Annotated in this window: 10 protein-coding genes; 8 read left to right on the plus strand and 2 right to left on the minus strand. The window is 37.0% G+C overall.

Translation table 11 applies throughout. The annotated features are described in order from the left end of the window. Window positions 1-8: 8 nt before the first annotated feature. The 8 genes from CA2015_RS10245 (at window position 9) to CA2015_RS10285 (ending at window position 11,075) form a co-directional block, all read left to right on the plus strand. A complete protein-coding gene (locus tag CA2015_RS10245; protein WP_048641821.1) occupies window positions 9-1,082 on the plus strand; it encodes a methyltransferase in 1,074 nt (357 codons plus the stop codon). Between the two features lie 169 nt (window positions 1,083-1,251). Further along, complete coding sequence (locus CA2015_RS10250) at window positions 1,252-1,617, plus strand: VOC family protein (RefSeq protein ID WP_048641822.1); 366 nt, start codon at window positions 1,252-1,254, stop codon at window positions 1,615-1,617. 328 nt (window positions 1,618-1,945) lie between these two features. Further along, window positions 1,946-3,214 (plus strand): DNA (cytosine-5-)-methyltransferase, encoded by a 1,269-nt coding sequence (dcm, locus tag CA2015_RS24430; protein ID WP_053086672.1) that lies wholly within the window; start codon window positions 1,946-1,948, stop codon window positions 3,212-3,214. Beyond that, entirely contained in the window at window positions 3,211-5,292 is a 2,082-nt protein-coding gene (locus tag CA2015_RS24435) for an McrB family protein (protein WP_053086673.1), read from the plus strand. Before dcm ends, CA2015_RS24435 begins: the two co-directional genes overlap by 4 nt. A gap of 3 nt (window positions 5,293-5,295) precedes the next feature. Beyond that, a complete protein-coding gene (locus tag CA2015_RS10265) occupies window positions 5,296-7,578 on the plus strand; it encodes a DUF2357 domain-containing protein (protein WP_048641823.1) in 2,283 nt (760 codons plus the stop codon). A gap of 612 nt (window positions 7,579-8,190) precedes the next feature. Then, the gene (locus CA2015_RS10270; protein WP_048641824.1) at window positions 8,191-8,850 is read left to right on the plus strand and encodes a hypothetical protein; all 660 of its coding nucleotides are present in this window, start codon (window positions 8,191-8,193) and stop codon (window positions 8,848-8,850) included. Between the two features lie 381 nt (window positions 8,851-9,231). Further along, complete coding sequence (locus CA2015_RS10275; protein ID WP_048641825.1) at window positions 9,232-9,711, plus strand: DUF7000 family protein; 480 nt, start codon at window positions 9,232-9,234, stop codon at window positions 9,709-9,711. 731 nt (window positions 9,712-10,442) lie between these two features. Beyond that, on the plus strand, window positions 10,443-11,075 hold the full coding sequence (locus CA2015_RS10285) for a hypothetical protein (RefSeq protein ID WP_048641827.1): 633 nt from the start codon (window positions 10,443-10,445) through the stop codon (window positions 11,073-11,075). Between the two features lie 361 nt (window positions 11,076-11,436). Here the strand turns inward: CA2015_RS10285 and CA2015_RS10290 are convergent, their stop codons facing one another. Continuing rightward, on the minus strand, window positions 11,437-12,681 hold the full coding sequence (locus CA2015_RS10290) for an outer membrane protein assembly factor BamB family protein (RefSeq protein WP_084011716.1): 1,245 nt from the start codon (window positions 12,679-12,681) through the stop codon (window positions 11,437-11,439). A 226-nt stretch (window positions 12,682-12,907) separates the two neighbouring features. Next, the gene (locus tag CA2015_RS10295; RefSeq protein WP_169786477.1) at window positions 12,908-14,896 is read right to left on the minus strand and encodes a beta-galactosidase; all 1,989 of its coding nucleotides are present in this window, start codon (window positions 14,894-14,896) and stop codon (window positions 12,908-12,910) included. Between the last annotated feature and the right edge of the window lie 285 nt (window positions 14,897-15,181).

The following is a 15,181-nucleotide window of genomic DNA, read 5'->3' on the forward strand; positions in this document are numbered from 1 at the left end:
CGTAAAATATGACTGAAGCAATAAAAATAAACAAGCCGGAACCGATTACTTCCGCGAAACCAAAAGTTGTCTTTGATGGCACCACAGACATAAAGCTTTCTATAGAAGCATTAGAGGCCGGTAAGCAAGTGTTGATTACGGCTTTTTATAGCAACGGCTTGTTGCTTATGAAAGAATTGAAAGCTCATTTACAAAAAAAGTTTTCTAACACGACTTTTCAAGAGCAACGTGAATTTCGGGCAGCTTACCACAAGCTTTCCAACCTTGTATTGATAGAAATTGCAGGGAACAAACTGGCACTTAAGAAGGCCCCTTTTATCGGTTGGTTGGAAGAGTTGTATCCGGAAAAAAGTGATTTCTTGCTGACTTTTCCTCAAGTACAGGGACTAAACAGTTCTTGGGAATGGTACAAAAATGGGATTTCCATTCCTGTGCTAAGGAATAAATTACACCCTTATTACGGCACCTATTTCCCAACCCGATTTGATCATTTGGCGCAGTTTGATCAGTGGCTAAAACGCTATACTGGCCCGAAAAAAACGGCCATAGACATTGGCGTGGGTAGTGGTATTCTCGCTTTACAAATGGTGCAGTACGGCTTCCAAAAGGTTTTTGGAACAGACAGCAATCCCAACGCGATCGTGGGGTTAAAAGCCTATATGGGAGATACTAAATTGTCCCGAAAGATAGAGTTGGATCTGGGACATCTTTTTGGAAAGTGGGAAAAGCAGACCGAACTGATTGTGTTTAATCCTCCTTGGCTGCCAGCATCCAATGCTGTGGAAAACTTGGATACAGGCATCTATTACAATGAGAAGCTGTTCCCTGAGTTTTTTGCAGAGGCAAAGAAACGCTTGTTGCCCGATGGCAAACTGCTGCTTTTGTTCTCTAATCTGGCTCAAATTACAGAGCTGACCAAAGAACATCCAATAGAAAAAGAACTGGCTGAAGGCGGTCGTTTTCAATTGGCAAGATGCTTTAAAAAATCTGTAAAGCCAGCCTCAAAGAAAACCAAGCGAGACCAGAACTGGCGTGCTGAAGAAGTGGTAGAACTTTGGGAGCTGACGCATAAGAAAGCATAGGTCTGTTACTGAACAGGGCTGTTTCTAAAATACAGTATATAGCAATCCTTATTTCTCCGATTAAATTAATCCCAAGATGAAAGCATGGACCCATTTGCTTTGATTTATGGATAAATCCTTATATAATATTTATCTTGGTTAATTCTTTTTGAATTAATCGAGATAAACTATGGAACATAAAATCAAGTCAATTCGGCCGTTTATTGGCGCCAAAGATTATAAGCTTTCCCGTCAATTTTATACCGATCTGGGCTTTGCCGAAATCGTCCTTTCCAGCAAAATGTCCTACTTCAAATCCGATGCCTTTGGCTTCTACCTGCAGGATGCCTATGTCAAAGACTGGGTAGACAATACCATGGTCTTTATGGAAGTGGAGGATCTGGCCAAGCATTTGGAAAAATTAAAAGCCCTCAACCTCCCCCAAAAGTACAGCGGCGTCCGCCTATCCGAAATCGTCACAAACGACTGGGGAAACGAATACTTCCTACACGATCCTTCTGGGATTTTATGGCATATTGGGGAGTTTTTGGGGTAGGGGACGATAGCCTTAATGTCATTGGAAGGAAGGTGGGCAATTGGAATTCGACGCCATAATCAATTTTCCCCGGCCCTATTTTATTACTTATTTTAACCCTAGAAAAGGGCTTCTCTGAGAGTGGATTATAAACTCTTTTTTTATATTGAAATGAGGTATAGGTTAGTCGAAAATATTAACTTGGTAACATTATTTTAAATGGTTAGGTGAAAATTGTATAAAATGCCTGACCTATAGGTTGTAACGAGATTTGGTCTTTGGTTAACCTGAGAAATTAATATTTCGGTTAATTATTGGATTTCAATTTCAAGTGGACGAAATGAAACGAATGAATAAAAAGAAAAAGGAATTTAAATTTATAGATTTATTCGCTGGAATTGGGGGCTTCCATATAGCCATGCATGAGAATGGTGGAAAATGTGTTTTCGCCTCCGAAATTGATAAATTTGCTCGACAAACATATGAGGCAAATTTTAAAAATATTTCCCCTGAGCTATTCGAAAATGGTAATTTTAATGTAGACATTACTGATCCTCAATTAGATTATAATTCTATTCCAGATTTTGATGTTTTATGTGCAGGGTTTCCATGTCAGGCATTTTCAATTGCAGGTTATAGAAAAGGTTTTGAAGATGAGAAAGGAAGAGGGAATCTTTTCTTCAATATTTTTCATGTTTTAGATAAAAAAAGACCTCAGGCCTTTATTTTAGAAAATGTTAAAAATCTTAAAACCCACGATAGTGGTAGAACTTACCAAGTAATATGTAGTCACCTTACATCACTTGGTTATGGAATAAAATGTAGCGTTCTAAATTCGAAAGATTATGGACTTCACCAAAACAGAGAAAGAATATTTATAATTGGGATAAAAAACTGTTGGAAGGGGGAGAGAATACCCTTGCCAACCGATTCAAAAATATTAAAGTTTGACCAAATCGAAAGTAGTTTAAATAAGCAGAATTATTCAAAAATTCTTGATTTTAATTTTTCGGAAATAAGTAAAAAAAATATTTATTCTTTTTCTGAAATTAAAAATATAAATAAAAAATGGATTCCTGTTTTAATCAATGGAGAGAGGATTAATTATCTAAACCCTCCGAAAAAAATTCAAAAATATTTTCAAAAATTTGAAGATCGAAATGATTGGAGTAATTTTATTTATAATGGAAAGGAGGGACATTTTAGAAGAGCTGTTAATTATATTAATGGCAAAATTAGAGGCGAGACTAATATGTTTAATTGGGATCAATGGGGAGAAGATACTTGGACTGATGATGGATACAATAATATATATCAATGGAGGAGAAAATATGTTCGGCGTAATACAAGTGGTGTAGCCCCTACATTAACTGCGAATATGGGAACGGGAGGGCATAATGTTCCATTAATTGTCTGCGGTGAATTAGAGAATGGAGATAAATTAATTCGAAAACTAACCCCGGAAGAGTGTTTTGCAATCCAAGGTTTTAATCAAGATGTAATAAATAATATATCTAAGGTACCTATAACAAATGGTCAGAAATACAAACAAGCAGGAAATTCAGTTCCAGTAAATGTTGTAAAACTGATAACTAGTAAATTAATTTCTTTAATATGAGGGAGAAAAAGTGCTTTTATGTAAAATTAAGTTGTCCTAGTTCTGATGATGGTGATAAATTTCTTTTATTATTTCAAAATATTATAAAATATCAGGAATTCGAAAGTGATCTTGATAATATTCCAAATAACCTAGAAAAAGCTAATGATGGGGATATTATTTTTGTACAAATTGGAGGAGATTTTGCAAATAAAAGGAAATATTTTAAATCTTACCCAAGTTTCATCAATTATGAAAATGGATTACAATGTGTAGGGGAGATCATAAAAGTAAATCAAAACGAAAAAGTAGTTTCTGTTAAATTAATTGGCTTAAAGAAAGTAATTACTAAAGAGGATCTATATTTTTTTCCTCAATTTATCAATAATTTGGGACCTTCTACAAAGGGGACTCCGAACCAAGCAGGGCTTTATGAATTAGATAGGAAAACAGGCTTTAGCCTAATAGAGTATTTATATGAAACTAAAGTTTTAGATTCAAAATTTACATTGTTTGAGAAACTGGAAGTTAGAAATGAACTTTTCCCTAATGCATTATTCGAATTTGAAAAATTTTCAGAAAAAAATCTTAATAAAAAATTATTTCAAAATTTATTAAGTAGTGGCAATCCCGAAGAGAATTTTTCTGAAAATATAATTATAAAAGAATTCATAGATTGGTTTAACCGAACGGAAAATTTTAAAGAATCTTATAAGGGTATTGTTAATAAGGAAAATTTAAAATTTTGGAACGAAATTTATTTTAAAAATGAAATTTTTAAAATCCGAAGTGAAGATGCCGACCTGTCTTTCGATAGAATAAAAAAAATTATTAATAATAATGATAATAATGATTGGAATGAATTTAACCTATCTTGTAGCAAAGGTGCACCAAAGGCAGTATTAGGTGAAAAAAATTATCTTAAATTTTTAAAAGAATATCTTAAAAATAACTCACATAAATTTTCTTCTAAACTTAGTGAGTTTGATATCAAAGAATTTGTATTTACTCTAAAAGAAGTTGGTTTCATTTATGAAAGTCAAATTATAACAAGGTTCATTGCCTCTCTCCTTACCAAACCATTTGTTATTCTTACAGGTCTTTCGGGATCAGGAAAAACAAAGTTAGCACAAGCTTTTGTGGAATGGATATGTCAAGACGAGGAACAATACTGCATTATTCCTGTAGGTGCCGACTGGACGAATAGGGAGCCTTTATTGGGCTACCCGAATGCACTGGAGCCTGATAAGTACGTTAAGCCTGATAGTGGCGTGTTGGATTTAATCATTCGGGCTAATTCTTCTCCCGAACTTCCCCATTTTCTTATCCTTGATGAGATGAACCTAAGTCATGTGGAACGGTATTTCGCTGATTTTCTTAGTGTGATGGAATCGAAAAAAGAAATTCCATTGTATGATGATAAATATAAAGTAGAAAATGGTGTGCCATCAAAATTAAAATTACCAGAAAACCTTTTTATAATTGGGACAGTGAATATTGATGAAACCACCAATATGTTCAGTCCCAAGGTTCTAGATAGAGCCAATACCATTGAATTTCGTGTGGATGATACAGAGATGGAGTATTTTTTAAAGAATATTAAGAAAATTAACATGGAGGCTTTGAAGCGACAAGGTGCAAGCATGGGAAGAAGCTTCATACAATTGTCAGAAAATAAATCGTTTACTACTGAAGATCTTTCTTCTATTAATGACACCCTACTCTTATTCTTTAAAGAATTGAGTAAAACAGGGGCAGAATTTGGTTACAGAAGTGCAAGTGAAATTCTTCAATTAATCAATCAACTTTCCATACTTGACGACAACCTTCGAATTGAAGAAAAAATAGACATTGCAATCATGCAGAAGCTCTTGCCTAAGCTTCATGGTTCAAGAGGGAAGCTACATGATACTTTAGTAACACTAGGCCTATTTTGCTTAAAAGAAAAAGAAAAAGTTAAAATAGAAAATGATATTTTTAATAATCATGACTTTAATTTCAATAGTACTTCAGTGCGTTATCCACTATCCTTGGAAAAAATAGCTAGAATGTATAAAGGAGCTATTGTCAATGGATTCACAAGTTTTGCAGAAGCCTAAACTATGAATTCTGTTTCCTACATAGATATTAATCTTGATTCAATCGAGGAGGGGCTGAAATTAACTTTAGATCCTAGTAAACCCAACACACTTTTTGATGCTTTGCCAAGTGCATTTGAAAACAATGAAGCAAGGTTTCAGCTTGTAGAAGGCTGTGATTATTATTATACCTTTAGTGATCCAAACTTTATTTTTGGAAATACCCCTGAGCAGATTGTACGACCGCATCCCCGGAACAAACACACAGGGACAATTTCACCCAATATTTTTGTAGGGACACTTTCATTGCCTGTCATCAAATTAGGAGATGAGGACCCAATTGGACAGGTTAAGCTAGAGGTACAATCTGTAAAATCTGGATATAGAGATGATTATCGTGATATGCTGGAACTCATTACAGAAAAATGTACAGACTTACTGTTTCAGGCAAATTCACCAGTTTCCCATTATTTTGAAGTTGATTTTTCAAAAGACAGCAAAACGAATTATCAGCGTTTTGCTTTTATTAAATCTGTGATTGATACAGATGAGTTTTCAGAAGCGATTCACCGGATTGTTTCAGCTCCTGTTACCAATTGGTCTGAAATAACTGAATCCAAGGACATTCGTCAGGTAAGAAGGTTTTCCAATGCCAATGTAAAAGAAATATTAAGAGGAGGAAGAAGAACAGCATTACCAACTTCACACTACTTGAGGAGCGTTGGATTGGAAACGCTTCCTGAAAGAATTATGTCTAATCGAAAAATTGATACGGTTGACACACCAGAAAATCGCTTTATAAAGCATGCATTAGGAACTTTTCTGAAGTTTTGTATGGATATCAATGCCGTCTCTAAAACGGGCAGCAGAATTGAGCAAGAGTCGAAACTGCTTATTCGAGAATTGGAATCCCAATTGCATCATACAGTTTTTAAAGATATTTCACGGCCGACAACCCTTAGGATCAGTAGCCCCATTCTACAGCGGAAAGAAGGTTACCGAGAAGTATTGAGGGTCTGGCTTATGTTTGATCTAGCAGCCAAGCTTATTTGGTCAGGAGGTGATGATGTGTATAGCGGTAGTAAAAAGGACATTGCTACGCTTTACGAATATTGGTTGTTTTTTAAATTACTTGATTTATTTCAAGACTTGTTTGATATTGAGCCTAAAGATATTAATGATTTAATAAAACCTACAGATGATGGATTGAGCCTTCAATTAAAACAAGGAGAGCATACTGCACTCAGGGGGATTTATAATTCTGGAACACGTAAACTCAATATTAAATTTAATTACAACCGACCTTTTAGCGGTAAAAAAGAATATCCTGCTTCGGGTAGTTGGACCACAACCTTAAGACCTGATTACACCCTTTCATTTTGGCCAATTGGGATTTCTGAGGAGGAAGCTGAACTGCAAGAGTTGATTGTGCATATTCATTTTGATGCTAAATATAAAGTAGCCAACCTAAATGATTTATTAGATGAGCATGCAAAGGAGGAATTAAAAAATGAAAAAACAGAAAACCGTAAAGGAATTTATAAAAATGCGGATCTTTTAAAAATGCATGCCTATAAGGATGCCATTAGAAGAACAGGGGGCGCCTATGTTTTGTACCCAGGAGGTAAACCCGTAAAACAAAGAGGGTTCCATGAAATAATCCCAGGATTAGGTGCATTTCCTGTTAGTCCTTCAAAAAAGGATAGTGGGATTGGAGATTTAAAAGCATTTATTACTGAAGTTATTGATCATTTTATTAATAGAGCTTCACAAAGAGAGAGGTTTGCTTACCGAACTTTTGACGTTTTTAAGGATCCACCTGAGGCTGATAATGAAGTAAATGATTCCCTTCCAGAACCGATTAATAGTAACAGAGATTTAATCCCTAATGATACTTTTGTAATGGTTGGGTTTTATAAATCTCAAGAACATTTAGAATGGATTAAGAGAAATAATCTTTATAATGTCAGAACAGGTACTGGTAACGGTTCAATAGTGTTGGATATAGAACATGTAAGTGCAAAGTATCTTTTGCTTCATACCAAAGGGGATGCTAGTTCTGGTGAGCTTTGGAGAATAGTTAAAAAAGGCCCTCGATTATTCTCACAAGGAGACCTTATAAAGAAAAGATACCCTTCTCCTTCTCAATACAATTACTTGGTTTTTGAAATAGAGCCAGTTTCAGATCCGGAATTCGAAAATGTAAAATGGGATTTTAGAAAGTTAAATAACTATGTATCAGGAAGACCTTCTGCAATTCCATTTACTGCGAATATGGCTGAATTAATGAAATGCAAAATTAGATAAGATTATTTTTTAATAGATGAATTGTAAAATTCATTCGTATAAAGTTATATACAGCCCCATCCTCCCAACAACTACCCCAAACCAATTTCTCCCAATAAAATTACTAATTTTTTAATTTTATTGTTATATTTAATAGATGTAGATGGAGTTTATATAATGGTTTTTGACTGTAATTTATGGAAATACGGTTGAAAAAAGCTGATTTTCGATCAAAAATAGATGTGTAACCGAAAAATAGGAACGGGGACTCGTCAATAATGCAATTGTAATGGAAAAAAACCGAATAGTAACCTTAGAAAATGGAAGCGTAAGGGGGGAGAATGCAATTGTAACGTAAAAAAATCAAATGTAAATGGTCGGGAATGCAATTGTAATCATAGAGAATACAAATGTAATGGTAAATAATGCAATTGTAACGAGGGAAAATGGAAATGTAACGCTCATTTACATAGGAGGAACCTGCAGGAATGTATGAGGGATGGTAAAAAATAGGTCAGTTGCCTATAAGAATGGATAAGTAACAGTAATTAACGCAGGGTCAATTTTAGCAGATGGCTAGCATCCGAAAGGAGTTCGCAATAACTCAAATTTATAACCCAAAAGTTAATTATTATGGCCAAAATGAATTCTTTATCCGAAGCCGAAACCCTTGAACTGTACAGGGTTTCTCTAAACAATACAGAAAATCAACCCGAAATTGCCAATGCCATGGCAGAAAAGGGATACGATGCCAGCGTCATCAGCCAAGGCAAAGCCTTATTGGCTAAAGCCAGACAATTATTTGACGCCAACAGAATAGAAGACAATGAAACTTCCGCTGCTTATGCCAATTTTACGCAAGCTAAATCAGCATTGGAAGACACTTATGGGGTCCACCGTAAATTAGCCAAAGTAGTTTTTAAAAATGATGGCGTTATCTTAGGCCGCCTTGAGATATTGGGTAGAATACCAAGGGCCTATACAGGCTGGATGGAAAAGGTAAAAACCTTTTATTCTGAAGTGGTAGTAGACTCCGCTCTGCAAAACCAACTTTCTAGGCTAAATATCAGCATTGATGAATTAAATGCAGGAGAAAGTCAGATAGCTGTTTTGGAAGCTGCAAGAGAAAATTACCTCAGAGAAAAAGGAGAGTCTCAGGAAGCAACCAAAATAAAAGATGAGGCTTTGGAAGAAATAGAGGATTGGATGAGTGATTTTTATCGTGTAGCCAAAGTGGCTTTGGTTAACAAATCCCAATTGCTCGAATCCATCGGCAAGTTGGTAAGAAGGTGATTTAAACCACAAAGTATAGTTTAACGCCCTTTATGGGCGTTTTTTTTGTCTTACCATGGGATCTGTAATTCTTGTCTAAACGAAAGTTTTCAAAAGGCCTTACATTTCATGCGCTATCATTAAACCCCCACTTCCCAATTCTCAAAGTGGAACCAGGCGTATAAGCCTGTTCAGGAAAATACCTGGTTACCGTACATAGCCCCGAAATTGAGGTCAATTCGGAAGGGTATTTGGCCCAAAGGGCAGCAGTCTCTTTCCTGTTTTACCCCAAGCCATTTGGTATTAGGCACAGTTGAAGTTTTGATGTATAAAATTCCTCTTCTTATTTTTGATTTAAGGTTTTACCTACTAAATTAAATCCATTAACACCTTAAAAGAGAGATGGAACCGATGAATGAAAGTTTTTCTGAATACCAAAAACAAATCCAGACGGGAGAAATAGCGAGAGTTTACAAAAGCTTAATTGCGTTTATGCAGTCGCTTAGAATTTATTTCAAGAATAACCATCAGGAATTCATTGTGGGTAGTTTTTATCAAGGAGCAATGGACTTTACCTATTTTCCGATTAGTACAAAAGAGTTGAAAGAGAAGAAACTAAAGTTCGTCATCATTTTTGATCACCAAGAGGGAAGTTTTGAAATTTGGTTGGCAGGGCAAAACAAACAAGTTCAAAGCCATTACTCTGGGTTAATAAGTGAAAAGGAAATGGGAGACAATTACAAGGCATCGACCCATCCTCATTCCATTTTGGAATGGGTGGTTTTAAAAAATCCGGATTTTAATGATCCTGTTACCATCACTAATCGAATAGAGGAGGGTGTGAATGTGTTTTTAAAGGACTTGAACCGGGTGATTGGCTAGTTAATATAGGGCAAAAAGGGGTGATTTGTGGGAATGGGCCGTAAAGAAAAGTTGAATGTCACCCTTTCAGGGCTTGGAGGTTGGGGATTGGAATTAAATCACAGGGCTGACACCCTGTGCTGATATATATCGCCCTTTCAGGGCTAGGAATGGATAACTGTAAAAATTGGAGCCCTGACGGGGCGGTGTAAAATAGGGATGGGTGTTAGCCCATCCATAATTGGCAAAAACGAAACCTTAAAGCCCTGGAAGGGTGTAGTAAAATTTTGGAACGATTTCATTTAAGCATAATTTTTCGCAAATTAAGGTGAGGACAATATGTCACCCTTTCAGGGCTTGGAGGTTGCGGATTGGACTTAATCACAGGGCTTCCACCCTGTGCTGATATATATCGCCCTTTCTGGGCTAGGAATGGATAACTGTAAAAATTGGAGCCCTGAGGGGGCGGTGTAAAAATAGGGATGGGTGTTAGCCCATCCATAATTGGCAAAAACGACACCTTAAAGCCCTGGAAGGGTGTAGTAAATTATGGGACAATTCCATTTTAGCATAATATTAAGGCCTTGACAAGATGCTGCCCTTCAACCCAGCAAGGAATGGTCCATCAATTGACCTCCTTTAAAGAGTTAAAAAAAATCAACTTTAAGGTATAATGGAAATGATTTGGCTATAGGTTTTAATTGCCCCTTTAATATGTTTAAATTTGACAAGATTTTTAAAATAAAAAAACCATGAAAAACTTAAAACTAATTGCCTTAAGCCTTTTGTTGCTTGCTAATTTTAGTTGTAACAATGCCAATAAAAGCGCTGAAACTGAAACAGAGGTTGTTGCGGAAAGCAACTTTACTTTGGTAGAAGATTCTACTAAAGTTAGCTTTGTGGCTTACAAGACCACAGACAAAGCACCTGTAGGAGGACAATTCACCAAAATTAATGTTACTAATTTCGGTGAAGGAGCGACTGCACTTGAAGCCATGAATGGTACCAAGTTTAGCATCCCTGTAAGTAGCTTATTTACCAACGACGCTACGGGAACGAGAGATCCTAAAATCCTTGAATTTTTCTTCGGTGTTATGGAAAATACAGAGCTGATCTCAGGTGTATTTAAAGTAGAAGGTGGTAACAAATGTTCTATCGACGTAACCTTGAATGGAACTACACAAAACATTCCTTTGGAGTATTCTACTGTAAATGATACCCAATTTATTTTTGACGGTGTAATGGAATTAGAAAATTGGAATGCTTTAGATGCTGTAGCTTCTATCAATAAGGCTTGCGAGGCTTTACATACTGGTAAAGACGGTGTGAGCAAAACATGGAGTGAAGTAGCTGTACATGCTGAAGTATTGTTGGAGAAAAAATAATTTTCCACATACAACTAGAAATAGGAAACCCCACAACAAATGTTGATTTGTTGTGGGGTTTTTGTTTAGCTAGGGTTTGAGAGACGTTGAGATTTTGTCAGCATTGTTGCAGAAAAAAAAGCAACAATACCGCCAAAATCGCTCTGCTTTCTTATTCTTTCCACGGGTGAAACCCGTGGTTATTGTGGTTGAAGTCCTTCAGACTTCTTTCGTTTCCGTTGTATTAATTATTACAAGTATAAACTGAAATCTACAAAATTTAATAAAACAATTTTCATTAGTAGACTAAGAGAGCGTTTTGCCGGGAAAAATGATCTGATGCGTCCCCTGAGCTTGTCGAAGGGGACGCGTCAGTTTAATGTTAATCTAACCTCGCTGAAACCAAGAGGCTTTGTTCGGTGGTGTAATAGATTTCATCTCCATAAATTTTGAAATACCTTTCACCAAAATAATCTTCTAAACGATTGATGGAAAAGGGAATGATTGAAGTGTCGAAAGGATAAAGCTCCTTTATCTCTCTTTCTGAAATGGTCTGACCATTTTCTACATTGATCTCATAGAGAAAGTTGTTTTTTGTATAAAGAAAGAGCCTATCCTTTACCAGAAACAATTGGCCGACATCTCTATTCTGAATCTCTGATTCCCATGTTTTAGATTGGGAAGACCAGTTGATGGCCACCACTTTTCCGGATTCTTTGTCGTGGTAGATCAAGGACTTCTTGCTTTCAAAGTGAAGCATATGGGTCAGGTCAAGTGTATTGTTATTGAAACCTTCAGGGTATTTCCATTCAGCTTCTCCTGTAGTAGGAGAACGTAAGATGAAATTATCCGGGCTGACGCTTAGTAGGGTGCTTCCAAGATCCACGGCAAAGGAATAATAGTTGAGGTGACCAAAGTTGGGCTCGTCATAATTGAAAACCTCCCAGTATTCATTACAAGTATTGGGATCTATAGAAAGCAAATTTCTACCTCCACGTACCACCATCAGCACCAACTTGTCATCTCTGAAAAGGAAATTTCTAATATTGTCTACCAATAACTCCTCACATGCGATTTCGTCATTGCCGGTTTCCAAACTTACCTTGTAGAGGGATGTCTCCCTTTTTCTTAAGCCAAACCAGTTACCATCTACCTGCCCGGAAGGGAATGTTCCGGAAGGCTTTTCAAATAGTACATTGCCATCTGAAGGATCTACTTTGATCACAGTTGGATTATTAATGTCTGCCGTCATGGCCCAAAGGTGATCTCCAATGGTTTTCATGGTAAAGGGGCCTCCTATACTTTCTTTATTGATGTTCCAGTTGGTTTCCTGATTGGCTTTGTTCAAAGAAACAATTCCCTTTCCACCATAGGGGCTGTATAGGTAAAGGTCGGTTTCACCTATATGCAAAAACGGGGAAAAGGAGCCACCAATTTCATCACCTTCCTTGTTGATGGACCATTCGACTGTAAATGGCAGATCTGTGGGGTCTTCCAGTACTACCTCTTCCTCCTCCTCTTCTTCCTCTTCGTCATCTATTATCTTTTTTGTGTCTTCGGGAGAAATACAAAATTGGAAAATTAGTACTAAGAATAAGGGCAAGTAAGTACGTAACATATGCTTCATGTTGGTTTTTATTTTATGGCTGAAATAGGGTTCTGTCAGCAAAATATAAAAATTGATTCTAAAATTCAGACAAACAACAGGGTAAATAAAGGTTGTTATAGGATTTCAATTCTTTTTCAGGAATTACTTTTGAAATTCTTAAGTACATAACTGTAAGCTTTCAACTGGAATAAAACATGGATGACAAAAACCTCCCTTAGGCATAAGACATTTATTGAAGGGGTGATTAGAATGGATTAACCCGGAAAATAACCGTTGATTTTGCATCCATTTTTATTTGGATTTGGTTGGTGGAATCGGACAATACCTTGTTTGTTAATGGGTCAATTACTTGCGCTAAATAGGGGAGTTGAATGTTTTTTTCTCCACCATCAACGGAATGTAAGCTTAGCCAATTTCTTCCTACATAACAGATGTCTTCCGTAGTTATGTATTGGTGAACGCCAGCTTCTGCCCAGATTTTCTTAAGCTCGGAAGGCTTCCATTGCAACTTTTCCGGAAGAAATTTGGCGGCTTTTCCAGGGAAGTTAAGGGTTGTTCCTTTATCGTTGGTCCACAAAACGGTTTTGCCCAGTTTCTGCCACTTTTTGATAAGGGTAGTTTCTTTATCGGTTAATTGAAGCAAGCCCATAAGCCAGATTACTTGGTATTGACTGTGGCTAATCTCTTGTAAGTCTGTCCTTAGATAAAGGTCATAGGCACTTCCTGTTTTGGCTATTGGATATCGATTAGACAATATTTTCTCAGTAAGTCTACCATAACTTTTGTCCCAAAATGAAAGTTCTTCATCGACAATTACCAATACAGAAGGCTTCATTTTCTCTGGGTTTTTAGACGGGTAGTCATGGTGAAATTGCTGGGTCTTTTCCAATACCTGAAGCATTTCAGGATCACTAAACCAACCTCCCCACATGTCAAACCACCAGCCCCCATAACCGTAAGCCAGCATTCTTGCTGCATTTTTCCATAGCAATGAGACAGAAGCATCATGGTCTTTAGGGCCAAGCCAAACCCCACTTTCATATTGACCAGGAGGAGCTATTCCTTGAGAGCGGTCTTTTAAAAGCGTAGTAATTGAAGTCCGTGTATCGTTTTCTGCCAACCAAAGCTTTCCATGCTTGTGAACAGAATTCACCGCCACCATAGGAGGCCAATCTTCCCCAATTGACCTATTGTAAACATTTGGGCTGGACAAATAATCCAGGTCCGGGCAATCCAATAGCTTTGCCAGAGATCCATGGCCTCTCCTTGGGTCGGTGACGAAATAATGGTACCCATAAAATGCCCCTGTCAACAATTTGCCATCACTCTTCTCTTTGACAATCTTGCAGAAATAGGCAATATTGTCCACCAAAACTTCCGTATGGAACCGATACGTGTCGATGTAGTTTTGGTCTTTAATGGGGTCTCTCCATGAGATATCAGTGACAGGCTCATCGATATTGCTCAGCTGGGCATTGTCAAAAGTGACAGACGGTGCATTCCAGGCTGTTCTCAGTGATTGAACTGTACCATATTTATTCTTTAACCAATCACGGAAGGCTTTTAGTCGGACAGGGTTTTGGTCCTGGTACTGTTTAGGATGGTAAAACCATTCTTCCGTAAAACCACTGGCCACATGAATTCCTGCCAGATTGTTACGGTATTTGGATTTTAGCAACCAATCCAGACAATCCTGAAAAGCCACTTTTGTTTTTTCTCGCCACTCTTCTGAAGCAAAACTTTGGCGGAATAATGAACCATCTGGCAACTGTGCTGCTGCTGATGGGTTTGCTAAAGTCCACCAGCGAGGTGGATCAAGGTAAAAGCGGATGACTACCTTGGCTTTTGGATCCGCATTAAGTATTTTCTCAAAATCTACTTCTATGCTTGAAAAGTCATATTCATTTTCTCCTTTCCATATTGAATTTCTAAAAGCACCAATTCCTGAGATAGTATTTATTCCTCCCTCTCCCAAGTAAGCTGGAAGGTTGTATAGATGAATTCCGGAAGCAGCAATTTCCGTATAATATTCTTCCTCTCCCAAATAGGACATGTAGGCAAAAGGTGGATATTGCTCTCCATCAATAATCAAAGAAGGGCTTCCATTCTCCCAATGAACTTCAGATTTTATTTGTGCGCTTACTGGATGAGCTATGGTAAACAGAGAGAGTAGGGAAATCAGAAGGTTAAATTTTTGAAAATTTTGGTCCAATATATTCGGGGTTTTTATCATGAAAAGGATGGTATGTATCTGGTCTAATTGGGAATGCTTCAACCCGAAATATGCAATAGACATTCTATTACGTGCTGAAATCGCTTTAAAATCAGCCACTTCGTTGCTGTTTTCAATTTCACCATAGCGGTGTTATGCTAAAATCACCAAACAGTCTGATTGCGATTGCAACACTTCCCGTAAACACGGGACAGGCTATTACGGATCCTATTACATAATCCGGGTTAAATCAAACAGTCATTTTGGAGCGTATGGTTTGCCTTTATTGAGACAATTATCTTTTAA

This window comes from Cyclobacterium amurskyense (assembly GCF_001050135.1).
GTDB classification, from domain to species: domain Bacteria; phylum Bacteroidota; class Bacteroidia; order Cytophagales; family Cyclobacteriaceae; genus Cyclobacterium; species Cyclobacterium amurskyense.